The 21,248-nt window shown below is 65.1% G+C and carries 21 protein-coding genes; 12 read left to right on the top strand and 9 right to left on the bottom strand.

The genetic code is table 11. The annotated features are described in order from the left end of the window. Positions 1–37: 37 nt before the first annotated feature. Entirely contained in the window at positions 38–1,720 is a 1,683-nt protein-coding gene (locus ACQ4OD_RS21970; RefSeq protein ID WP_258701529.1) for an AMP-binding protein, read from the top strand. A gap of 12 nt (positions 1,721–1,732) precedes the next feature. On the opposite strand, the gene ACQ4OD_RS21965 is transcribed toward ACQ4OD_RS21970, so the two are convergent. From ACQ4OD_RS21965 to ACQ4OD_RS21955, 3 genes are all read right to left on the bottom strand, one after another. Beyond that, complete coding sequence (locus tag ACQ4OD_RS21965; RefSeq protein WP_110703995.1) at positions 1,733–2,290, bottom strand: TetR/AcrR family transcriptional regulator; 558 nt, start codon at positions 2,288–2,290, stop codon at positions 1,733–1,735. Between the two features lie 156 nt (positions 2,291–2,446). Continuing rightward, complete coding sequence (locus ACQ4OD_RS21960) at positions 2,447–3,598, bottom strand: acyl-CoA dehydrogenase family protein (RefSeq protein WP_038706259.1); 1,152 nt, start codon at positions 3,596–3,598, stop codon at positions 2,447–2,449. A gap of 16 nt (positions 3,599–3,614) precedes the next feature. Next, on the bottom strand, positions 3,615–4,685 hold the full coding sequence (locus ACQ4OD_RS21955; RefSeq protein ID WP_198755530.1) for an enoyl-CoA hydratase/isomerase family protein: 1,071 nt from the start codon (positions 4,683–4,685) through the stop codon (positions 3,615–3,617). A gap of 313 nt (positions 4,686–4,998) precedes the next feature. On the opposite strand from ACQ4OD_RS21955, the gene ACQ4OD_RS21950 reads away from it, so the two are divergent. The 3 genes from ACQ4OD_RS21950 (at position 4,999) to ACQ4OD_RS21940 (ending at position 8,819) form a co-directional block, all read left to right on the top strand. Next, positions 4,999–5,847 carry a helix-turn-helix transcriptional regulator gene (locus ACQ4OD_RS21950; protein WP_139670661.1) on the top strand — a complete coding sequence of 283 codons (849 nt, stop codon included), beginning with the start codon at positions 4,999–5,001 and terminating at the stop codon, positions 5,845–5,847. A 67-nt stretch (positions 5,848–5,914) separates the two neighbouring features. Then, positions 5,915–7,405 (top strand): aldehyde dehydrogenase, encoded by a 1,491-nt coding sequence (locus tag ACQ4OD_RS21945; RefSeq protein WP_430944925.1) that lies wholly within the window; start codon positions 5,915–5,917, stop codon positions 7,403–7,405. Between the two features lie 22 nt (positions 7,406–7,427). Next, complete coding sequence (locus tag ACQ4OD_RS21940) at positions 7,428–8,819, top strand: aspartate aminotransferase family protein (RefSeq protein WP_102684845.1); 1,392 nt, start codon at positions 7,428–7,430, stop codon at positions 8,817–8,819. 167 nt (positions 8,820–8,986) lie between these two features. On the opposite strand, the gene ACQ4OD_RS21935 is transcribed toward ACQ4OD_RS21940, so the two are convergent. Both ACQ4OD_RS21935 and ACQ4OD_RS21930 read right to left on the bottom strand, forming a co-directional pair. After that, on the bottom strand, positions 8,987–9,193 hold the full coding sequence (locus ACQ4OD_RS21935; RefSeq protein ID WP_046855364.1) for a tautomerase family protein: 207 nt from the start codon (positions 9,191–9,193) through the stop codon (positions 8,987–8,989). Between the two features lie 16 nt (positions 9,194–9,209). Next, positions 9,210–9,944 (bottom strand): SDR family NAD(P)-dependent oxidoreductase, encoded by a 735-nt coding sequence (locus tag ACQ4OD_RS21930; protein WP_198755533.1) that lies wholly within the window; start codon positions 9,942–9,944, stop codon positions 9,210–9,212. A gap of 125 nt (positions 9,945–10,069) precedes the next feature. On the opposite strand from ACQ4OD_RS21930, the gene ACQ4OD_RS21925 reads away from it, so the two are divergent. The 3 genes from ACQ4OD_RS21925 (at position 10,070) to ACQ4OD_RS21915 (ending at position 12,782) form a co-directional block, all read left to right on the top strand. Then, positions 10,070–10,990 carry a LysR family transcriptional regulator gene (locus ACQ4OD_RS21925; protein ID WP_110704008.1) on the top strand — a complete coding sequence of 307 codons (921 nt, stop codon included), beginning with the start codon at positions 10,070–10,072 and terminating at the stop codon, positions 10,988–10,990. 116 nt (positions 10,991–11,106) lie between these two features. After that, complete coding sequence (locus tag ACQ4OD_RS21920) at positions 11,107–11,805, top strand: MOSC domain-containing protein (protein WP_430944924.1); 699 nt, start codon at positions 11,107–11,109, stop codon at positions 11,803–11,805. Positions 11,806–11,846: 41 nt separating this feature from the next. Further along, positions 11,847–12,782 (top strand): 5'-nucleotidase, encoded by a 936-nt coding sequence (locus ACQ4OD_RS21915; protein ID WP_102684840.1) that lies wholly within the window; start codon positions 11,847–11,849, stop codon positions 12,780–12,782. Between the two features lie 38 nt (positions 12,783–12,820). Here ACQ4OD_RS21915 and ACQ4OD_RS21910 read toward each other — a convergent pair whose 3' ends face one another. Together ACQ4OD_RS21910 and ACQ4OD_RS21905 are read right to left on the bottom strand one after the other, a co-directional pair. Continuing rightward, positions 12,821–13,138: a DUF2388 domain-containing protein gene (locus ACQ4OD_RS21910; RefSeq protein WP_102684839.1), complete on the bottom strand. Its 318-nt coding sequence runs from the start codon at positions 13,136–13,138 to the stop codon at positions 12,821–12,823. A gap of 66 nt (positions 13,139–13,204) precedes the next feature. Beyond that, on the bottom strand, positions 13,205–13,972 hold the full coding sequence (locus tag ACQ4OD_RS21905; protein ID WP_430944923.1) for an RHS repeat-associated core domain-containing protein: 768 nt from the start codon (positions 13,970–13,972) through the stop codon (positions 13,205–13,207). A gap of 291 nt (positions 13,973–14,263) precedes the next feature. Here ACQ4OD_RS21905 and ACQ4OD_RS21900 point away from each other — a divergent pair, with 291 nt between their 5' ends. Continuing rightward, positions 14,264–14,890, top strand: a complete 627-nt coding sequence (locus tag ACQ4OD_RS21900) for a glutathione S-transferase family protein (RefSeq protein WP_430944922.1) — start codon at positions 14,264–14,266, stop codon at positions 14,888–14,890. A 144-nt stretch (positions 14,891–15,034) separates the two neighbouring features. Next, complete coding sequence (locus ACQ4OD_RS21895; protein ID WP_430944921.1) at positions 15,035–15,841, top strand: RHS repeat-associated core domain-containing protein; 807 nt, start codon at positions 15,035–15,037, stop codon at positions 15,839–15,841. Positions 15,842–15,963: 122 nt separating this feature from the next. On the opposite strand, the gene mrdA is transcribed toward ACQ4OD_RS21895, so the two are convergent. Both mrdA and ACQ4OD_RS21885 read right to left on the bottom strand, forming a co-directional pair. Beyond that, complete coding sequence (gene mrdA, locus ACQ4OD_RS21890; protein WP_430944920.1) at positions 15,964–17,853, bottom strand: penicillin-binding protein 2; 1,890 nt, start codon at positions 17,851–17,853, stop codon at positions 15,964–15,966. 172 nt (positions 17,854–18,025) lie between these two features. Next, the gene (locus tag ACQ4OD_RS21885) at positions 18,026–18,214 is read right to left on the bottom strand and encodes a hypothetical protein (protein WP_430944919.1); all 189 of its coding nucleotides are present in this window, start codon (positions 18,212–18,214) and stop codon (positions 18,026–18,028) included. A gap of 203 nt (positions 18,215–18,417) precedes the next feature. Between ACQ4OD_RS21885 and ACQ4OD_RS21880 the strand changes: the two genes are divergently transcribed. The 3 genes from ACQ4OD_RS21880 to ACQ4OD_RS21870 all read left to right on the top strand — a co-directional run bounded on the left by ACQ4OD_RS21880 (position 18,418) and on the right by ACQ4OD_RS21870 (position 21,235). Further along, entirely contained in the window at positions 18,418–19,440 is a 1,023-nt protein-coding gene (locus ACQ4OD_RS21880; RefSeq protein ID WP_430944918.1) for a LacI family DNA-binding transcriptional regulator, read from the top strand. A 72-nt stretch (positions 19,441–19,512) separates the two neighbouring features. Continuing rightward, the gene (locus ACQ4OD_RS21875) at positions 19,513–20,283 is read left to right on the top strand and encodes a sugar phosphate isomerase/epimerase family protein (RefSeq protein ID WP_430944917.1); all 771 of its coding nucleotides are present in this window, start codon (positions 19,513–19,515) and stop codon (positions 20,281–20,283) included. Then, a complete protein-coding gene (locus ACQ4OD_RS21870; protein ID WP_198755541.1) occupies positions 20,276–21,235 on the top strand; it encodes a sugar kinase in 960 nt (319 codons plus the stop codon). The genes ACQ4OD_RS21875 and ACQ4OD_RS21870 overlap by 8 nt, the downstream gene beginning before the upstream one ends. Positions 21,236–21,248 lie beyond the last annotated feature (13 nt).

Here is a 21,248-nt window from a genome sequence, read left to right as displayed (position 1 = left end):
CCGGATCAATCCCTACAAGAACAACAAGAGACACCCCATGACCCAGCCCAGCCACACCGTAGGCAGCAACGCCATTCCCTTGCTCAACTTGTGCATCGGCGACGCCTTCGACGCCACCGTCGCCCGCTTCCCCGACCGCGAGGCCCTGATCGTCCGCCATCAGCAGTTGCGCTACACCTGGCGACAACTGGCCGATGCGGTCAACCAGCAGGCCCGCGCTCTGATGGCCCTGGGCGTGCAGGTCGGCGACCGCTTAGGGATCTGGGCACCCAACTGCGCCGAATGGTGCATCACCCAGTTCGCCAGCGCCAAGATCGGCGCGATCCTGGTCAACATCAACCCGGCCTACCGCACCAGCGAACTGGAATACGCCCTGGGCCAGTCGGCCTGCCAGTGGGTGATCTGCGCCGACGCCTTCAAGACCTCCGACTACCACGCGATGCTGCTGGACCTGGTGCCCGAGCTCGGCGCCTGCCGAGCGGGCGAGCTACAAAGCGCGCGCCTGCCCGCGTTGCGCGGGGTCATCAGCCTGGCGGCCACGCCACCTGGTGGCTTCCTGGCCTGGTCGGCGTTGCAGGCCCGTGCCGGTGAAACCGCCCCCGGGCAACTGGCCGCGCGCCAGGCCAGCCTGCACCGGCACGCGCCGATCAACATCCAGTACACCTCCGGCACTACCGGGTTTCCCAAGGGCGCGACCCTCAGCCACCACAACATCCTCAACAACGGCTACATGGTCGGCGAAAGCCTCGGATTGACCGAGCACGACCGGCTGGTGGTGCCGGTGCCGCTGTACCACTGCTTTGGCATGGTCATGGCCAACCTCGGCTGCATGACCCACGGCAGCACCCTGATCTACCCCAATGACGCCTTCGATCCGCTGCTCACCCTGCAGGCCGTGGCCGAAGAACGCGCCACCGCCCTGTACGGCGTGCCGACCATGTTCATCGCCGAGCTCGATCACCCGCGTCGCCATGAGTTCGACCTGTCCAGCCTGCGCACCGGGATCATGGCTGGCGCCACCTGCCCGATCGAGGTGATGCGCCGGGTAATCGACGAGATGCACATGGGCGAGGTGCAGATCGCCTACGGCATGACCGAGACCAGCCCGGTGTCGTTGCAGACCGGCGCCGCCGACGACCTGGAGCGCCGGGTGACCAGCGTCGGCCGCACCCAGCCGTGGCTGCAGAGCAAGGTGATCGATAGCGCAGGCACTACCCTGGCACGCGGCGAGATCGGCGAGCTGTGCACCCGCGGCTACAGCGTGATGCTCGGCTACTGGGACAACCCCAAGGCCACCGCCGAGAGCATCGACGCCGAGGGCTGGATGCACACCGGCGACCTGGCGGTGATGGACGAACAGGGATACGTGCGCATCGTCGGGCGCAGCAAGGACATGATCATCCGCGGTGGCGAGAACATCTATCCGCGGGAGCTGGAGGAGTTCTTCTTCACCCACCCGGCGGTGGCCGACGTGCAGGTGATCGGCATCCCCTGCAGCCGCTATGGCGAGGAGATCGTCGCCTGGATTCGCCTGCATCCGGGGCAGACCCTGGGCGAGGAAGAACTGCGTGAATGGGCGCGGGCGCGCATCGCGCATTTCAAGGTGCCGCGCCATTTCCGCTTCGTCGATGAATTCCCGATGACGGTGACCGGCAAGGTGCAGAAGTTCAGGATGCGCGAGATCAGCATCGAGGCGCTGGCGGGCGGGCAGGGGCGGTAGCCGCCCTCAGCTTCAGGCCTGGGCCCGCGCGCCGTTGAGAAACAACTGTTCCACGGTCTGCGCGGTGTTGGCGCTGGCCGCGCGGCCACGGCGTTCGGCATCGACCATGCCGTAGATCATGGTCATGAACATTTCGGTGAACACCGCCGCGCTGATGTCGATGCGCAGCACGCCCAGTTGCTGGGCGCGCAGGAAGAACGCGTCCATGGCCTGGGTGTAGGCCTGCCAGCGCAGATCCTCGGCGTTGTTGAGCAAGGTGTCGGGGCGGTACTGGAACATCAGGAACACCAGCATTTCGCGGTGCTTGAGGTGCTCGGCGATCAGGTGGCGAATGCCGACCAAGGGTTCGGTGCGTTCCAGGTCGGCTTCCTGGATGACCTGGTTGAGCACGTGCTCGCCGTGGTCCTCGAGCAGGTTCACCAGATTTTCGCGGGTACCGCAGAAGCGGTGCAGGGTGGCCTTGCTGACCCCGGCGGTTTCCGCCAGCTCTTTCAGGGTGGCGCGGGGATGAACGACAATGGCATGGGCCAGCGCCTTGAGCAGGCGTTCTTCTTGGAGGGATCTGCGCATAGGGACCTCAGTCGGGGTTCGGCTGTCGGGCAGGCGAAAAGAGACGAAAGATCCAATACTGTATCATATGAGACGAATAAATCTCATGATTTGAACAATTCATCGCGGGTCAAGGCTGCTCCACCGTGGGAGCAGCCTTGACCCGCGATGGGAACGTCAGATCGGATAATGCTTCAGCTCACGGGCGATCAGCATCCGCTGGATCTCGCTGGAGCCCTCGTAGATCTGGGTGATCCGAGCATCCCGATAGTACTTCTCCACCGGATAGTCTTCCAGGTAGCCGTAGCCGCCATGCACCTGGATCGCCATCGAGCAGACCCGCTCGGCCATCTCGGAGGCAAACAGCTTGGCCTGGGAGGCCTCCGACAGGCAAGGCTTGCCCGCGCTGCGCAGACGCGCGGCGTGCAGGATCAGCAGGCGGCTGGCGTTGATCTGCACCTGCATGTCGGCCAGCAGGTTGGCGATGCTCTGGTGCTCGTTGATCGGCTTGCCGAACTGGATGCGCTCGCGGGAGTAGGTCAGTGCCGCCTCGAAGGCCGCGCGGGCGATGCCCAGGGCCTGGGCGGCGATACCGATGCGCCCGCCTTCGAGGTTGGACAGGGCAATGGCCAGGCCCTTGCCGCGCTCGCCGAGCAGGTTGGCGGCCGGGATGCGGCAGTTGTCCAGGGTCACCGCGCAGGTGTCGGAGGCGCGGATGCCCATCTTGTGTTCGCTGCGGTCGACCTTGAACCCAGGGTTGTCGGTGGGCACCAGGAACGCCGAGAGGCCTTTCTTGCCCAGCTCCGGGTCGGTCACGGCGAAGACGATGGCCAGCTTGGCGCGGCGGGCATTGCTGACGAACTGCTTGGCGCCATTGATCACCCACTGGCCATCGACCAGTTCGGCGCGGGTGCGCAGGTTGTGGGCCTCGGAGCCGGCCTGGGGCTCGGTCAGGCAGAAGCAGCCGATCACCTCGCCGCTGGCAAGTGGCGGCAGCCAGGCCTGCTGTTGTTCAGGCGTGCCGTAGGCCAGCAACGGGCCACAGCCCACCGAGTTGTGGATGCTCATCAGCGCCCCGATGGCGCCGTCGCCGGCGGCGATCTCCTCGACCGCCAGGGCATAGGCGACGTAGTCGGTGTAGCTGCCGCCGAAGTCTTCCGGCACCACCATGCCGAGCAGGCCCAGCTCGCCCATCTTGCGTACCACGTCGTCATCGATCCAGGCGGCTTTCTCCCAGGCCTGGGCATGGGGGGCGATCTCGCCGCGGGCGAAGTCGCGCGCCATGTCGCGGATCATGATCTGTTCTTCGCTCAGTTCCAGGTCTTGCATCTGTGTACTCCCGGGCTCACAGGCCTTCGAAGAATTGGTCGACGCGCTGCGCGGTGAGTTCGCCCAGGGTCGGCGGGTTCCAGCGCGGCTGCTTGTCCTTGTCGATGATCAGGGCGCGCACGCCCTCGATGATGTCGCCGTGGGCGAACCACTGGCGGTCGATGTGCAGTTCCATGGCGAAACAGTCTTCCAGGCTCAGGTGGCGGCCACGGCGCAGCAGCTCCAGGGTCACGGCCATGGCCAGCGGCGAGCGGGTTTCCAGCAGGGCGGCAGTCTCCAGCGCCCACGGGTGGCTGTCGCCGATGGTCACGGCGCGCAGCTGTTCGATGATGCTGGGCAGGTCGGGCAGGGCGAAGAAGTGGTCGATCACCGGGCGCAGGCGCGCCAGCGGGGCGTCCTCGAGCACCTGGGTGCCGAGCTTGGCCAGCAGGCCCTGCAGGTCCTTGAGCGGGTGCTCGCCGAACACCAGGCGGTCCAGGCCTTCATCCAGCGCGGCCAGCCTGGTGCTGTCCAGATACCAGTCGGCGAGGCCGCAGTACAGGGCGTCGGCGGCCTTGACCTGGGTACCGCTGACGCCCAGGTAGATGCCCAGCTCGCCGGGCACGCGGGACAGGAAGTAGCTGCCGCCGACGTCCGGGAAGTAGCCGATACCCACCTCGGGCATCCCTAGGCGGCTGCGCTCGGTGACGATGCGCAGGTCGCAGCCCTGGGCCAGGCCCATGCCGCCGCCGAGGGTGAAGCCATCCATCAATACCAGCACCGGCTTGCGGTAGCGGTGCAGGCACAGGTCCAGGGCATATTCCTCGACGAAGAAATCCTCGTGCAGCTTTTCGCCGGCCTTGAAGCTGTCGTGCAGCGAGCGGATGTCGCCGCCGGCGCAGAAACCCTTGGGCCCCTCGCCACGCAGCATCACGGCCTGCACCTGCGGGTCCTGCGCCCATTGGTCGAGGTGCTGCTGCAGGCTGCGCACCATGTCCAGGGTCAGGGCGTTGAGGCCGGCTGGGCGGTTGAGGGTGAGGTGGCCAATGTGGTTGCGGACCTCGGCCAGTACCTGATCCGTTGCCGAGGGTTGAGCGTGCGCGGTCATCGCGGTCTCCCTGCTTTGTTATTGATTTTCCAAGTGAAGTCCTGGAGTGCGCGAGCGGATCGGTCGATCCTGTCATGCAAAATTACCTTGCACAATTGGCAAATCTGCAGGGCTGCCCTGCATTTTTGTCGTCACGCGCGCTCTTGGCCGAGGCACCCACTGTAGCAACTACCGGTTACCTGTAGGAGCTTGCCCCGCGATGGCGTCGCTACAGGCGGAACGATGGTCGCCTCTCACCCCGAAGGGTGATAGCCGCCCCGTCCCCCCCATGAAACAATCCCGTCCAGCACTCACCCTGGCGGGGAAGACAATAATGAGCAATGCCCAGCTGAATTCGCCCGACTGGTATGCGCAGATGGCCCGCGTGGTCGACGCCATCGGCACCCCAGGCTTCGTCGAGGCACTGTTCGCCGCGCTCAACCAACTGGCAGCGTGCCAGGCCATCACCGTGTTCCTGTATCCGCGCAAGGGCCTGCCGTCGGCGCTGTTCGCCAAGGACGACGAGGGGCCCTGGCTGCCCGAGGGCAACGTGCAGAAGTACCTCGAAGGCTACTACCTGCTGTGCCCGTTCTACCGCGCCTGTATGGACGGCGTGCCCGCCGGTTGCTATCGCCTGAGCGATGTCGCCCCCGACCACTTCAAGCGCAGCGAGTACTACACCTCGTTCTACCAGCACGCGCACCTGGAGGACGAACTCAACTACCTGGTGCCGCTGGACGCCCAGCTGACCATCGCCGTGGCCCTGGGCAGCACCCGCCGCCTGGGCAGTCGCCAGGTGGCCGAGCTCAAGTGCGTCGCCGCCTGGGTGGCGGCGGTGGTGCGCCGGCACTGGGGGCAGCTGGATGCCGAGGCCCTGGGCGGGCGCTTCGAAAGCGCGCTGGGGCGGCAGATCAACGCCGCGCTGAACAACTTCGGCTCGTCCTTGCTCACCGAGCGTGAGTGCCATGTCGCCCAGTACCTGCTGCGCGGCCATTCCACGCGTTCGCTGGCCGAGCGCCTGGGCATCAGCGAAGACACGGTCAAGACCCACCGCAAGAACCTCTACGCCAAGCTCGATATCGCCACCCAGGCCGAGCTGTTCTCGCTGTTCATCGCCTCGCTGGCCCAGGCCCAGGAAGGCTTGAGCAAGGACCCGCTGGAAAGCTACCTGCGACGGCGCTGACCCACCGCTTCACCTCATCCAGACAACGACAATCACCGGCCCGGGTGTGGCCGGAGGGGAGACCTGCGTGCATACGAAAAGCGATTGGCTGCAGCGCGCCGCGCGGCAAAGCTTCATCACCACCGCATTGATTGACGGGCGCCCGGTGGCGGCCCGCGACGGCGCCACCTTCGCCGCCATCAACCCGGCGACCGAGCAGTGCCTGGCCCAGGTCGCCGCCTGTGCCGACAGCGAGATCGACCAGGCGGTGAGCGCCGCCCGCCGCGCCTTCGAGCACGGTCCCTGGGCACGCATGGCGCCGGCCGAGCGCAAGCGCGTACTGCTGCGCCTGGCCGAGCTGATGTTGGCCCACCGCGAGGAACTGGCGCTGCTCGACTCGCTGAACATGGGCAAGCCGGTGATGGATGCCTACACCATCGATGTGCCCGGCGCGGCCCAGGTGTTCGCCTGGTATGGCGAGGCGCTGGACAAGCTCTATGACCAGGTCGCCCCGACCGCCGCCAGCGCGGTGGCGATGATCAGCCGCGGGGCGTTGGGCGTGGTCGGCGCGGTGGTACCGTGGAACTTCCCGCTGGACATGGCCGCCTGGAAGGTCGCCCCGGCGCTCGCCGCAGGCAACAGCGTGGTGCTCAAGCCCGCCGAGCAGTCGCCATTCTCGGCCCTGCGCCTGGCCGAGCTGGCCCTGGAGGCCGGGTTGCCGGAGGGCGTGCTCAACGTGGTACCGGGCCTGGGCGAAACCGCTGGCCGTGCCCTGGGCCTGCACCCGGACGTGGATTGCCTGGTGTTCACCGGTTCCACCCAGGTGGGCAAGTACTTCATGCAGTATTCGGCGCAGTCGAACCTCAAGCAGGTGTGGCTCGAATGCGGCGGCAAGAGCCCGAACCTGGTGTTCGACGATTGCCGCGACCTCGACCTGGCGGCGCAAAAGGCCGCGTTCGGCATCTTCTTCAACCAGGGCGAGGTGTGCTCGGCCAATTCGCGGCTGTACGTGCAGCGCTCGATCCACGACGAGTTCGTCGAGCGTCTGCTGCGCCAGGCCCGTGAATGGCTGCCCGGCGACCCGCTGGACCCGGCCAGCCGTGCCGGCGCCATCGTCGATGCCACGCAGACCGCGCGTATCGAAGCCGCCATCGGCCAGGCCCGGGAGCAGGGCGCACGACTGCGCTGCGGCGGTGAGCGCCTGAGCGTGAACGGCTCGCGCAACTTCATCACGCCAACGATCTTCACCGACGTGCGCCAGGACATGGCCCTGGCCCGTGACGAGATCTTCGGCCCGGTGCTGGCGGTCAGCACCTTCGACGACGAGGAGCAGGCCATCGCCCTGGCCAACGACAGCGTTTATGGGCTGGCCGCGTCGGTGTGGAGCGACGATCTCAACCGTGCCCACCGCGTGGCCCGACGGCTCAGGGCCGGCACGGTGTCGGTCAACACCGTCGACGCCCTGGATGTGACCGTGCCGTTCGGTGGTGGGCGCCAGTCCGGTTTCGGTCGCGACCTCTCGCTGCATTCGTTCGACAAGTACACCCAGCTCAAGACCACCTGGATCCAGCTGCGCTGATATTCACCCGAGGAGAACAACAATGAACGCACCCATCACCCCGGCGACCGGCAAACGCGATACCCGCGACTACCAGGCTGGCGACGCCGCCCACCACATTCACGCCTTCCTCGACCAGAAGGCGCTCAACGCCGAGGGACCGCGGGTCATCACCCGCGGCGAGGGCCTGTACCTGTGGGACAACGACGGCCGCCGCTACCTGGACGGCATGTCCGGCCTGTGGTGCACCCAGCTCGGCTATGGCCGCAAGGACCTGACCGCCGCCGCCGCCGCGCAGATGGACCAGCTGGCCTACTACAACATGTTTTTCCATACCACCCACCCGGCGGTGATCGAGCTGTCCGAGCTGCTGTTCAGCCTGCTGCCCGGCCACTACAGCCACGCCATCTACACCAACTCCGGCTCCGAGGCCAACGAGGTGCTGATCCGCACCGTGCGCCGTTACTGGCAGGTGGTCGGCCAGCCGCGCAAGAAGATCATGATCGGCCGCTGGAACGGCTACCACGGCTCGACCCTGGCGGCCACGGCGTTGGGTGGCATGAAGTTCATGCACGAAATGGGCGGGTTGATCCCGGATGTGGCGCATATCGACGAACCGTACTGGTTCGCCGCGGGTGGCGAGCTGACCCCGGCGGAATTCGGCCGCCGTTGCGCCCAGCAACTGGAGGAGAAGATCCTCGAACTGGGCGCCGAGAACGTTGCGGGCTTCATCGCCGAGCCGTTCCAGGGCGCCGGCGGCATGATCTTCCCGCCCGAGAGCTACTGGCCCGAGATCCAGCGCATCTGCCGCCAGTACGACGTGCTGCTGTGCGCCGACGAGGTGATCGGTGGTTTCGGCCGCACCGGCGAATGGTTCGCCCACCAGCACTTCGGCTTCGAGCCGGACACCCTGTCCATCGCCAAAGGTCTGACCAGCGGCTACGTGCCCATGGGCGGCCTGGTGCTGAGCAAGCGTATCGCCGAGGCTTTGGTGGAGCGGGGCGGGGTATTCGCCCACGGCCTGACCTATTCCGGCCACCCGGTGGCGGCGGCGGTAGCTATTGCCAACCTCAAGGCCTTGCGCGACGAGGGTATCGTGCGCCGGGTCAAGGACGACACCGGCCCGTACCTGCAGCGCATCCTGCGCGAGGTGTTTGCCGATCACCCGTTGATCGGTGAAGTACAGGGCACCGGCCTGGTGGCAGCCTTGCAGTTCGTCGAGGACAAGGCCACGCGCAAGCGCTTCGCCAACGAGAACGACCTGGCCTGGCAGTGCCGCACCTTTGGTTTCGAGGAAGGCGTGATCATTCGCTCGACCCTGGGGCGGATGATCATGGCGCCGGCCCTGGTGGCCAGCCGTGGCGAGCTGGACGAACTGGTGGAGAAGACGCGTATCGCGGTGGACCGTGTAGCACGATCGGTGGGCCGAGGCTGAAACCCGGGGCGCGCAGGCGCCCCTTCGCCGGCAAGCCGGCTCCCACAGGGTCCGCGCAATTCGTGAGTTCCGCGCTGTACCTGTGGGGGCCGGCTTGCCGGCGAGGGGTTGCGTAGCAGCCCCAGTGACGCGAACTGACAGACATTACCCTTTCGCCCGTGATGGTTTCAGCGCCGCTCGCGCTGGCGCAGCGCCGTCACCGTCTCACCCGCGACCCCCCAGTTGTCGGTGGGCACCTCCTCGATGACCACGAAAGTGCTTGCCGGTGGCTTGTTCAGCACCTGTTCCAGCAAACGCGTGGTGCCTTCGATCAGCTGGCGTTTGTGTTCGGCCGTGACGCCTTCTTCGGTGACGCGGATATGGACATAAGGCATGTGCGTGGCTCCCGTTTCAGTGCCAGGTGCCGGCGGTGCTGCCACCGTCGACGGGCAGCACGGCGCCGCTGACGAAGCGCGCGTCGGTCAGGTACAGCACGGCGTTCACCACGTCCTCGGGCTGGCCGGTGCGTCCACTCGGCGACAGTGCGCCGAGGCCTTCGGTGCTGCCGTTGTGCAGCGGGGTGTCGATGATCCCCGGGGCCACGGCGTTGACCTGCACGCCGCTGGCAGCCAGTTCAAGCGCCAGGCCCTTGACCGCCTGGTTCAGCCCGCCCTTGACCAGCACCGGCAACAGTGCCGGCACGCGGGTGTCCGGTTGCAGCGCCACCGAAGCGGTGATCGCGACGATATGCCCGTGCCCTTGGGCCTTCATCACCCGGGCGGCGGCCTGGGCGGGGTAGAAGAAGCCCTTGAGGTTGGTGCCGACCAGCGCGTCGACATCGGCCTCGGTGTAGTCGGTCACAGGTTTCGGGATGAAGATGCCGGCGTTGTTGACCAGGATATCGACCCGGCCAAAAGCTTCCTGGGCGGCGGCGAACAACCGCTCTGCGGTGGCTTTCTCGGCGATGTCGCCGGCCACGCCGATAAAGCCACGCGGGTTGCCCAGGCGGGCGGCGGCCTCGTCCAGGCGAACCTGGGTGCGGGCGTTGCCGACCACGTTGTCGCCACGCTCGAGGAAGGCCTGGGCCAGGGCGAAGCCCAGGCCGCTGGAGGCGCCGGTGATGATGACGGTTCTTGCGGTGCTCATGGGGGAAATCTCCGGTGAGTCGAGCCAGTGCGCGGGTGTGCAGCCACTCTAGGCTGTAACGCCGACTTGAAAAATGAGGCGTGTGGCATTTCAATCGATACATCATGTAATCAATCGAGCCACCCATGACCCGCCACTTCGATGATCTGCAACTGGGCAGCCTGGAGCTGTTCTGCCTTGCCGCCGATGCCGGCAGCTTTACCGAGGCCGCGACCCTCGCCAGTGTCACCCCCGCGGCGGTGAGCCGTTCGGTGGCGCGACTGGAGGAACGCCTGGGCGTGCGCCTGTTCGTGCGTACAACCCGGCAGATGCGCTTGAGCGAGGCCGGCCAGGCCTACTACCAGCATTGCCGCCAGGCGCTGGGCCAACTGGTCGAGGCCGAGCGCCAGGTCACCGGCGGCCAGCTCGAGCCCGCAGGCTGCCTGCGCATCAGTGCGCCGACGCCTTACGCTCACCACCGCCTGTTGCCACTGCTGCCGCGTTTTCGCCAACGCTATCCGCGGGTGCAAGTGGATGTGCACGTGAGCAACCGCAACGTCGATTTCGCCGAAGAGCATTTCGACCTGGCGATTCGCGGACGCGCACCGGCCGACTCGCGGCTGGTGGCCCGGCGCCTGGAGGATGCCGAGCTGGTGGTGGTCGCCACCCCGGGCTACCTGGCCCAGGCCGGTGTGCCACAGACCCTTGAGGACCTGGCCGGGCACCAGTGCATCCAGTTCGAACTGCCCAGCAATGGCCGGCGTCCGCCCTGGAGTTTTCGTCGCGAGGGGCAATGGGTCGAACTGGAAACCCAGGGCGCCTTGACCTGCCTGGGCGATTTTCTCGCCACCACCACCCTGGTGCGTCATGGCGGCGGGCTGATGCAGGCCTACCGCTTCACCGTGCAGGACGCCCTGGACAGCGGCGAGCTGGTGGAGGTGCTGGCCGGGCATGGCGGCACATCGCGGCCGTTCATGCTGGTCTATCCCCAGGCCCGCCACATGCCGCTGAAGGTCCGCGTGTTCATCGACTTCCTGGTGGCCGAGGTGGGTCTGCCGTTGGGCTGAAGCCCTGTGGCGCCGACCTTGGCGGACTATGCTCTGAGCAGCTCCGGCAATCGGCCGGTTGGGCCTCTCGCGGGCTCTGGTGTAAGCTCTCCCGGTCCTTCTCACGAGACCGCCGCATGACCTCGCCCAGCCCGCGCCTGGACTGCCTGCTCACCGGCAGCGCCCGGCCATTCACCCGCCCAGGTTCCCTCAGCGCCATCGACAAGCAACCCCGCCAAGGCCCCTTGCGGGTGACCTTGCTCGGTATCGCCGGTGACGAACAGGGCGATCTGCGCGTGCACGGCGGCGTCGAGAAGGCCATCCACCACTATCCCCGCGATCACTACCCCGATTGGGTCGCGGAACTCGGCGAACACCCCTTGCTGACCCGGCCCGGTGCCTTCGGCGAGAACTTCAGCAGCAGCGGCTGGCGCGAGGCCGATGTGTGCCTGGGCGACCGTATCCGCGTCGGCACGGCATTGCTGGAGATCTCCCAGGGGCGCATGCCGTGCTGGAAGCTCAACGACCGTTTCGACGTGGCGCAGATGGCGCTGCGGGTGCAGCAGAGCGGACGCACCGGCTGGTACTACCGGGTGCTGGAGGAGGGCGAGGTACAGGCGGGCGATGCCCTGCAACTGGTCGAACGGCCCTATGGCCAGTGGTCGGTGGCGCGGCTTTCGGCGGTGCTGTTCGACAAACAGCTGGAGCCCGGCCTGTTGCGTGAATGCCTGGAACTGCCACTGGTGCCGAACTGGCGCCGGACCCTGGAAAAGCGCCTGGAGCAACGCCAGGTCGAGGACTGGACTTCGCGCCTGCACGGCCGCAGCGACAGCTGAACGGCATCGCGCAGAACATCTACCCACACAAGGAATGCCCCATGGCCTTCGAACTGGATGATCGCCTGGTCATCGGTGTCGCTTCCAGCGCCGTGTTCGACCTGAGCGAGTCGGACGCCGTGTTCCGCCGCGACGGTGAAGCGCAATACCGCAAGTACCAGGAGCAGCACCTGGATGAGCCGCTGGGCAAGGGCATCGCCTATCCCTTCATCAAGCGCCTGCTGGCGCTCAATGACCTGCGCGGCGACCCCGAGGACCCGTTGGTGGAGGTGGTATTGCTGTCGCAGAACGACCCGGACACCGGCATGCGGGTGATGAAGACCATTGGTCACTACGGCTTGAACATGACCCGGGCGATTTTCACCCAAGGCCGCTCGCCGTATGAGTACATCCCGGCGTTGAACATCGCGCTGTTCCTGTCCGCCGACAAGCAGCACGTGGACGCCGCGATCAAGGCTGGTTACCCGGCGGGGCAGGTGCTGGATTCGAAGTTCGACGACGATGAAAGCGACGATAACCTGCGCATCGCCTTCGACTTCGACGGTGTGCTGGCCGGCGATGAGTCGGAAGCGGTGATGCAGTCGGGCGGCCTGGGCAGCTTCCACGCCCATGAAGTGATCAATGTCACCCAGCCGCACAACCCCGGCCCGCTCAAGGAGTTCTTCGTGCGCATTGCCCGCATCCAGGCGGCCGAGGAGCAGCACAAGCTGGCCAATCCCACTTACGAGAACCGCCTGCGAGTGTCGATCGTCACGGCGCGCAACGCACCTTCACACGAGCGGGCGCTCAATACCCTGAAAAGCTGGGGGGTAATGGCCAATGATGCGTTCTTCCTGGGCGGTATCGAGAAGCGCAGGGTATTGCAGGTGCTAAAGCCGCACATCTTCTTCGATGACCAGTCCGGGCACCTTAAGAGCACCAGCACGGTGGTGCCGTCGGTGCATATCCCGTTCGGTGTGACCAACCGCCCGGGCTGACCGGCGCCGCGCAAGCGGCGCCAGGTCGCCCTGGTCCGTCAGTGATCCGCCAGCCTGTCATCCTGTGACAGCAGCGCCTGGGCCAGCTCTTCGTCACTGGCCTGCAGCCCCGGATTGGCCTGGCGCACCTCGGCCAGCGCCGCTTCCAGATAGGCCCCGCGAATGGCACCTCCACTGGCGACGAAGGCCGACAGCTCGTCGCGGGCCGGGATGATCCGTTTGTCATCCTTGAAGGTCGAGTACAGCGAGGCGGAGACCCCCGCCGAGGTGGCGACGTCCCCAGCATCGACGCGGGCCAGGGCGGCACCGGCAGGGAGCAGGAGCAGCAGCGAGGGAACGAGCAGTAAGTGGCGCATGGCGAGTCCTCCGGAAAGGTGATGCCCAAGGGTGTTACTGCATGTTCATAAGAGCGGTGGCGGGTGTCAGGAGTTCCTTGAGTTGTGTTGTCCCTCCTGAACCCACCATATTTTGCTTGGCTTACTAAGGTTCTTGAAATCGGTGTGGCCGTTTTGGCTGACATTCAGCAACACTTCAACGCCGCGCACGCGCGCTTCTGTGTAGGCGCGTTCGCTTGATGCATTCCCGCTATCGCCATCGCTATCGTAGTCCGAACTCCAGTCCGAATCCGAATCCGCTGTGGTGCCATGAGTGCGTATAACCTTCGGCGAGTTCGAAGTGTCATGGGTACCTGATTGCTGACCTGGCTGAACACGTTGGCGGGAGCCTGCGGTTGAGTAGGAAGCATCGGGAACGGAAGTAGTGGCCGTTGTTCGTGAAAAATCTGCAGGAGCGCCCTTGGGCTTGCGGGTGGAGGAAACACTCGATCCTTGGGCACTGCTCTTGTTCATCCGCAGCATATGTCCTGATGGGTCAATGTGGTTAACCGGATCGCCCGCGCAATAGGCGTAAGCATTGATCCCTCCCTCAGCGAAAGGGCTCAGGCTGTCCACGGAAAAAAAACGCATCAGAATGGGGCTGTACACTCGATAGCCTTTGCCCAGCACGTAGCCCTCAAAGGGCTCATGTACCTGTGCGGTGAAGCGTAGCGCACGACCGTTGAAAGGAGTATGGCCGAAGGCTGTATAGCAAAATGCCGTTCCATCATGTGTGTTCTGATGCCTCACGATAGAACCTTGAGTGTCGATGGCCAGGATCGCTGAGTACTGCGTTAGTCGTCGGTAGAGTTCCATGGCTGTGCTGTCCGAAGGGTAATGCGGTGACATTGAGCGAGTTTCTGTTCTCCGACAACTGGCAAAATTGATAGTAATCCCAAGCCCTATTCGCAAACGCCGCTGGCCGTCTGCACATTCAGGGCGAGATGTTCATCCTGCACCATGACCGCAAGGGCGGTGAAGCGTATGTGCTGATGCGTTCGAACTGATCAGTTGCCAGCGTGAGCTCAGTTTGCCCACATTGACCTCGGCCTTTGCCCATGATTTGCTCGCTGTCCTGCAGCCTGCCAATCAAAGGAACCGGATGCCATGGCCGAATACACGCTCCACTGCTTTGCCGAGTCGGGAAACGCCTACAAGGTAGCGCTGATGCTGGAACTCACCGGCCAGGACTGGGCGCCGGTGTTCGTCGACTTCTTCCATGGCCAGACCCGTGGGCAGGACTGGCGTGACGCGGTCAACGAGCAAGGGGAGGTGCCGGTGCTGGAGCATGCCGGCGAGAAGCTTACCCAATCGGCGCTGATCCTCGACTACCTGGCCGAGCGCAGCGGCCAGTTCGGCCCGCGGGACGATCACGAGAAGCGCGAGATCTGGCGCTGGATGCTGTTCGACAACCACAAGTTCACCAGCTACTACGCGGCGTTGCGCTTCATCTACTGCCTGAAGCAGATGGGCGAGTCGGATGTCACCCGCTTCCTGCGCGAGCGGGCCAGGGCGGCCTACCAGATCGTCGATGCGCACCTGGCGAAGACGCCGTTCATGGTGGGCGGGCGGCTGACCATCGCCGATCTTTCGCTGGCGGGCTATATGTACATGCCCGAGGATACCGGCCTGGCAGTTACCGAGTTCGGGCATATCGAAGCCTGGAAGCAGCGAATCCAGGACATGCCAGGGTGGAAACACCCCTATGACCTGATGCCGAAAGCCGCTGGTTGAGGCAACGCCAGACCAGCAGATACAGGCTTGCCTTGCGATAGGGCACACGGTAAGCAGGTTGACAGGCCTGGCATTTTTGTCAGTTGCGGGCTAATGAAGTTGCCTGCACAGTCATGCGGACAGGAACCTTGTTCAGGAGTGTGCATGTCAGTATCAACTGTTAGTAGCTCGAAAATGGCCCTGCTGGCCACCGACCGGCACGGTTCGGTGCTGCACCTGCATGCATTGCCGGTTATTCCCCCAATGCCCTATACCGCTTTTGGTTATCGGCTGCCTGCCATTGGGCTGTCCTCGGTAATGGGTTTCAATGGCCAGTTGCAGGAGCAGACGTTACTGGGGTATTTACTCGGAAATGGCTATCGGCTGTACAGCCCAGTGTTAATGAGGTTTATGTCGCCCGATAGTTTAAGTCCTTTTCGCGCAGGTGGTTGCAATGCATATGCTTACTGTGGCAATGATCCCGTGAATGCTATTGATCCGTCAGGTCACAGGCGGCTAAAGCCAAAAAAGGCAATGTTGATAGATACTCGGAAATCCACCTCGCTATCTATTGAGGGCGAAGATTTTTCCCCAAGTAATCAGGAAGCTTGGGAGAAGCCCGGAAATACGGCGAATTTTTCTCTTGGGCCAAAACGGGATACTACCGCTATCGAAAGAAGTAAGCTGTTGGTGTATGTAGTTTCTGGCGAAGAATTTTATGTAAGAGGAGTTGATCTCAAAGAATTTGACACGATTGTACGGGAAGTCTCGGCGCGCGGTAAGGCTACATACCGGCCCGCTAGCGAAGCTGAGGTGAAGAATTATAATGAGCCGTTCGATAGGCTTGGCGATATCTTTGAGGCTGGTGAGAATCAATATCGTGATGCTTTTGATGTTGATAATGAGTTGGTCAGTCTTGTTCCGGGTAGTGCAAGAATTCGAACAGGTAAAAATTATCGTCCCCGAAAGTGAATCAAAAAGTAATGAGAATTACGCTCGTGAGAAGTGGCCTGTTTCAATAAGCCTATGTTTGCAGCTTTGGTGTCGTACAATTGAGGGTGCACTTTCTGAACGCGGCGGCCTGGGCTTTACAGTCACAAGGTATGCGCAACCGTCTTGGCCAACCTCACATATTGCGCCTTCAAATGCCCCTGCTCATCCAGCAGATACGCATCCATCACCTCCCGGACCACCGGCCCCGCCACCCGGCCGCCGGCCTCGCCGTTCTCGATCATCACCGCCACCACCAGCGCCGGCTGATCGGCCGGGGCAAAACCGACGAACAGGGCGTTATCGCGGTGGCGCTCGAGGGTCTTGTCGCGGTTATAGCGCTCACCCTGCTTGATCGCCACCACCTGCGCGGTGCCGCTCTTGCCGGCGATGCGGTACTGGGCGCCGGCGGCGGATGCGCGGGCGATGCCGCGCGGGTCGTGCATGACCATCTGCATGCCTTGGCTGACCTGGTCCCAGGCATGCTTGTCGTGCAGCACGATATCCGCCATCGGATGCGGGTCGACCGGCGCCTGGCCACCGATGGTCAGGGCCAGGTGCGGGCGGTGCCACACGCCCTTGCTGGCCAGCAGGCTGGTGGCCTGGGCCAGCTGCAACGGGGTTACCTGCATGTAGCCCTGGCCAATGCCGAGAATCAGCGTTTCGCCGGGGAACCAGGCCTGGCGCCGGGTGGCGCGTTTCCACGCCTGCGACGGCATCAGCCCCGGCGCTTCCTCGAACATGTCAAGCGAGACCTTCTGACCGAGGCCGAACTCGGCCATGTAGTCGTGCAGGCGGTCGATGCCCAGCTTGTGCGCCAGGTCGTAGAAGTAGGTGTCGTTGGAGCGCATGATCGCGCTGTACAGGTCCACCCAGCCATCGCCCGTGCGGTTCCAGTTGCGGTACTTGTGCTCGTAGTTGGGCAGCTCGTAGTAGCCGGGGTCGAACACCCGGCTGCCGGGGGTGATCACGCCGCTGTCGAGGCCGGCGATGGCCACCTCGGGCTTGACCGTCGAGCCTGGGGCGTACAGCCCGCGCAGCACGCGGTTGAACAGTGGCCGGTCGATGGAGTCGCGCAGGGCGGCGTACTGCTTGAAGCTGATGCCCTTGACAAACAGGTTGGGGTCGAACGCCGGGTTGCTGACCATCGCCAGCACGTCGCCGTTGGCCGGGTCGAGCACCACCACCGCGCCGCGCCGATCGCCCAGGGCCTTCTCGGCGGCTTGCTGCAGGTGGGCGTCGAGGCTCAGCACGATGTCCTTGCCCGGCACCGGGTCGTGATGATTGAGCACGCGCATCACCCGGCCCTGGGCGTTGGTCTCGACTTCCTCGTAGCCCACCTGGCCGTGCAGCTGGTCCTCGTAGAAACGCTCGATGCCGGTCTTGCCGATCGACTGGGTGCCACGGTAGGCGGTGCTGTCGAGGCTCTTGGCTTCCTTCTCGTTGATGCGTCCGACGTAGCCGACCGAATGGGCGAAGTGTTCGGCCAAGGGGTACTCGCGAATGAATTGCGGCTCTACCTCCAGCCCCGGCAGGCGGAACTGGTTGACCGCGATCAGGGCGATCTGCTCCTCGCTCAGGCCGACCAGCAGGGTCACCGGCTCGAACGGCTTGCGGCCGCGGCGCAGGTCCTTGTCGAACTGCTGGCGGTCGTCATCGGACAGTCCCAGGACTTGCGCCAGGTTGTCGAGCACCTTCTTCGAATCGCCGGCCCGCTCGCGGGTCATGGTCAGGTTGAAGCTGGGCTTGTTGTCGGCCAGCACCACGCCGTTGCGATCATAGATCAGGCCGCGTTCGGGCGGGATCGGCAGCACGTGCACGCGGTTGTTTTCCGACACCGCCGACTGCTGGTCATGCTGCAACACCTGCAGCACGTAGAGCCGACCTACCAGCACCGCCACCAGGCCGAGCACCAGCAGGGCGCAGGCCAGCAGCCGGCGGTTGACCAGGTGCTTTTCCTTTTCGTGGTCCTTGAGGGGAATGGGTTGCGGCATGAGCACAGGAGAGCGGCGGGTGGGGCGGCGATGCTACGCGGGCAGGCGGTGGGGCTCAAGACGGGAGCGCCGCCCTGCGCAGCCCAGGCATGGGCCTGGCCCGCAGGCAAGGGTGCTGCGGCGATCATGAAGTTTCCTTCATGTGAGCTGCGGGAAACACCTGACGCCACAACTAGGCAATGAATTCAGTTTCTCCGGTGACCTCAGCACCTTCACCTTCACCTTCACCTTCATCCTGGCGAACGCTGAGCACCACGGCACCTGCGCACAAGCCCAGCAGCCCGACGCTGGCCACCACGATATCCCCCATTCCCATGCCGGCGAGCATTAGCACCAGGCTGATACGAAACAGAGCGGTCATGGCGATCTCCAGGGCAGGGCGAGCGAAGTCCGAAGTATCACCATACCGCTCTGAAGGCCGAGGTACAGGGCAGGAGGGAGGGTTTGGCAGTGTATGCGCCTGCTTTGGCACAAAGCCCGCCACTTGACGGCATGGGCCATCCCTGATTTCATTGAAACCGGTTTCATCAACCCTGCACAAACACCTACAAGAAGGGCTCAGGGGTGGATAAAGACGCAGTTCCCGTCCGCGGGCGGGTCACTATCAGCGAGGTCGCGAAGGCGGCCGGCGTCTCCAAGGCAACCGTCTCGCGCTATATGGGCGAGGATCGGCAACTGCTCGCCGAGGCGACCGCGCAGCGGATCGAAGCCGTCGTCGAGCGCCTGGGCTATCGCCCCAACCGTATGGCCAGTGCCCTAAAGCGCGGCCGCACCGGGCTGGTCGGCATGCTCCTGGCGGATATCCGCAACCCCTATTCCGTGGCGGTGATGCACGCTGTCGAGACAGCCTGTCGCCAGCACGGCTACAGCCTGGTGGTGTGCAACACCGACTGTGACGACGCCCAGGAGCGCAGCCAGCTGCAGGCCCTGCAGTCGTATAACGTCGACGGCCTGATCGTGAACACCCTGGGCCACCGCGCCGGGGAACTGGCCAGCCTGGCCCGCGACCTGCCCATGGTGCTGGTCGACCGGCAACCGGCGGGCCTGCCGGTCGACCTGGTGGGCCTGGACAACAGCGACGCCGTCGAGCAGGCGCTCGATCACCTTGAACACAACGGTTATCGCGACATCCTCGCCGTCACCGAGCCACTCGATGGCACCAGCTCGCGGCAGGAGCGCGTGGATGCCTTCCAGGCCTCCATCGCCCGGCGCCGTGGGTTGCGCGGGCAGGTGCTGGAGGTAGGCCAGGGCCTTGCCGAACAGTTGGGCGCGTTCATCGCCGGGGCAGGGCACGGCCCGCAGGCGCTGTTCAGTTGCAATGGTGTCGCCACCCTGGAGCTGGTGCGGGTGCTGCACGCCAGGGGCGGGCCGCTGTTCCAGGACCTGGGCCTGCTGGCGCTGGACGACCTGGACTGGTACCCGCTGGTGGGCGACGGCATCAGCGCATTGGCGCAACCCACCGGGCGCATCGGCGCGGCGGCGTTCCAGTGCCTGCTGGAGCGCCTGCAAGGCAGCCCACTGCCGGCCCGGCGCCTGGATTTGCGCGCGCAGCTCATTGCGCGGGGCTCTACCCGATCACACCACTGACGGCGTCCCGGACGCCGTTGTTGCCGGGAAAAAATGAAACCGGTTTCATCTACAAGAACAAGGACTACCACGATGCGTACGCACACTGTTTCCATCAGCTTGTCGAGTTTCGGTGCCGATGCCGTGAGGCGGTTCGGTCAGGCCAGTTACCTGCCGTTGCTCGCCGCGGCCGGGGCGCGGCGGGTGGAGTGGCGCGAGGAGCTGTTCGACACCGCGCCTGACGCCGCAAGCCTGGCCAACCTGGCCGCCGAGCATGGCCTGCAGAGTCTCTATTCCACGCCACTGGAACTGTGGCGCGAGGACGGCAGCCTGGAGCCCGCGATTGCCCAGCGCCTGCAGTTGGCGGGTGAGATCGGCGCGGTGGCGCTCAAGGTGTCGCTGGGTCATTACCAGGCTGGCTGCGATTTGCCGGCGCTGGCGCCACTGTTGCAACACAAGACGGCGCTGTACGTGGAAAACGACCAGACGCCCTACGGTGGACGGCTGCCGACCTTGGTGAAGTTTTTTCGCGAGGCCCAGGTCCAGGGCGTGGCGCCGGGCATGACCTTCGACATCGGCAACTGGTACTGGCACGACGAGTCGCCGCTGCTGGCCGCGCAATTGCTGGGGCATTGGGTGCGCTACGTGCACTGCAAGGCGGTGGCGCGCCGCGCCGACGGGCGCCTTGTGGCCGTGGTGCCCGAGGACCTCGACCTGGCCCAGTGGCGCGAATTGATGACGCATTTCGCCCCGGGCCTGCCGCGTGCCATCGAGTACCCCCTGGCCGGCGAGGACCTGCTGGCACTGACGGCGCGCCAGGTCGCGCAACTGGCCGAGCTGGAAGGGCAGGTGTGCCATGGCTGAGCATGATGTGCTGTGCTTCGGTGAAACCATGGCCATGTTCGTGGCGGCGCAGCCGGGCAACCTGGCCCAGGTCGAGGGCTTCGGCAAACGCATCGCCGGTGCCGACAGCAACGTGGCCATCGGCCTGTCACGCCTGGGCCTGCGGGTGCAATGGCTGAGCCGGGTCGGCGACGACTCGCTCGGTGCCTTCGTGCTCGACAGCCTGCGCCGCGAAGGCCTGGACTGTTCCAGTGTCGAGATCGATGCCGGGCACCCCACGGGGTTCCAGCTCAAGGAGCGCTGCGACGATGGCAGCGATCCGAAAGTCGAGTATTTCCGCCGTGGTTCGGCGGCCAGCCGGCTGTCGCCCGCGCTGCTGCGGCCGGCGTTGTTGCAGGCCCGGCACCTGCATGCCACGGGCATTCCGGCGGCGCTTTCAGGCAGTTGCCGCGAACTGTGTCACCAGTTGCTGGACGGCATGCGAGCCAATGGCCGCAGCATCTCCTTCGACCCCAACCTGCGTCCCTCGCTGTGGCCCGACCGCCAGACCATGGTGCGCGAGGTCAACGCCCTGGCGGCCAAGGCCGACTGGGTGCTGCCAGGGCTGGAGGAGGGGCGCCTGCTCACCGGTCGGCAGTCGCCGCAGGCCATCGCCGAGTTCTACCTAGAGCAGGGCGCGCAATACGTGGCCATCAAGCTGGGGGCCGAAGGCGCCTACTGGCGCGATGTCCAGGGTGCCCATGGCGTGGTGCCCGGCCAGCCGGTCGCCCGGGTAGTGGACACCGTGGGTGCGGGCGATGCCTTCGCCGTCGGGGTGATCAGCGCCTTGCTCGAAGGCTTGCCGCTGCGCCGCGCCGTGGCCCGCGGCAACTGGTGCGGCAGCCGCGCGGTGCAGAGCCGCGGCGACATGGAAGGCCTGCCGCAACGTCATGAACTGGACCACCACGAAAACCCTGCGCGCGAAGCACGCTGAAGCGCCGGCCTGT

It is taken from the genome of Pseudomonas sp. WC1 (genome assembly GCF_050586565.1).
Lineage (GTDB): Bacteria > Pseudomonadota > Gammaproteobacteria > Pseudomonadales > Pseudomonadaceae > Aquipseudomonas.
The sequence above is the reverse complement of the archived record's forward strand: the minus strand, read 5'-3'. Positions and strand labels throughout refer to the sequence as shown.

Coding starts and splice junctions, on each gene's coding strand:
- ACQ4OD_RS21970 (WP_258701529.1), top strand. CDS start 38: ATGACCCAGCCCAGCCACACCGTAGGCAGCAACGCCATTCCCTTGCTC.
- ACQ4OD_RS21965 (WP_110703995.1), bottom strand. CDS start 2,290: ATGCGCAGATCCCTCCAAGAAGAACGCCTGCTCAAGGCGCTGGCCCAT.
- ACQ4OD_RS21960 (WP_038706259.1), bottom strand. CDS start 3,598: ATGCAAGACCTGGAACTGAGCGAAGAACAGATCATGATCCGCGACATG.
- ACQ4OD_RS21955 (WP_198755530.1), bottom strand. CDS start 4,685: ATGACCGCGCACGCTCAACCCTCGGCAACGGATCAGGTACTGGCCGAG.
- ACQ4OD_RS21950 (WP_139670661.1), top strand. CDS start 4,999: ATGAGCAATGCCCAGCTGAATTCGCCCGACTGGTATGCGCAGATGGCC.
- ACQ4OD_RS21940 (WP_102684845.1), top strand. CDS start 7,428: ATGAACGCACCCATCACCCCGGCGACCGGCAAACGCGATACCCGCGAC.
- ACQ4OD_RS21935 (WP_046855364.1), bottom strand. CDS start 9,193: ATGCCTTATGTCCATATCCGCGTCACCGAAGAAGGCGTCACGGCCGAA.
- ACQ4OD_RS21930 (WP_198755533.1), bottom strand. CDS start 9,944: ATGAGCACCGCAAGAACCGTCATCATCACCGGCGCCTCCAGCGGCCTG.
- ACQ4OD_RS21925 (WP_110704008.1), top strand. CDS start 10,070: ATGACCCGCCACTTCGATGATCTGCAACTGGGCAGCCTGGAGCTGTTC.
- ACQ4OD_RS21920 (WP_430944924.1), top strand. CDS start 11,107: ATGACCTCGCCCAGCCCGCGCCTGGACTGCCTGCTCACCGGCAGCGCC.
- ACQ4OD_RS21915 (WP_102684840.1), top strand. CDS start 11,847: ATGGCCTTCGAACTGGATGATCGCCTGGTCATCGGTGTCGCTTCCAGC.
- ACQ4OD_RS21910 (WP_102684839.1), bottom strand. CDS start 13,138: ATGCGCCACTTACTGCTCGTTCCCTCGCTGCTGCTCCTGCTCCCTGCC.
- ACQ4OD_RS21905 (WP_430944923.1), bottom strand. CDS start 13,972: ATGGAACTCTACCGACGACTAACGCAGTACTCAGCGATCCTGGCCATC.
- ACQ4OD_RS21900 (WP_430944922.1), top strand. CDS start 14,264: ATGGCCGAATACACGCTCCACTGCTTTGCCGAGTCGGGAAACGCCTAC.
- ACQ4OD_RS21895 (WP_430944921.1), top strand. CDS start 15,035: ATGTCAGTATCAACTGTTAGTAGCTCGAAAATGGCCCTGCTGGCCACC.
- mrdA (WP_430944920.1), bottom strand. CDS start 17,853: ATGCCGCAACCCATTCCCCTCAAGGACCACGAAAAGGAAAAGCACCTG.
- ACQ4OD_RS21885 (WP_430944919.1), bottom strand. CDS start 18,214: ATGACCGCTCTGTTTCGTATCAGCCTGGTGCTAATGCTCGCCGGCATG.
- ACQ4OD_RS21875 (WP_430944917.1), top strand. CDS start 19,513: ATGCGTACGCACACTGTTTCCATCAGCTTGTCGAGTTTCGGTGCCGAT.
- ACQ4OD_RS21870 (WP_198755541.1), top strand. CDS start 20,276: ATGGCTGAGCATGATGTGCTGTGCTTCGGTGAAACCATGGCCATGTTC.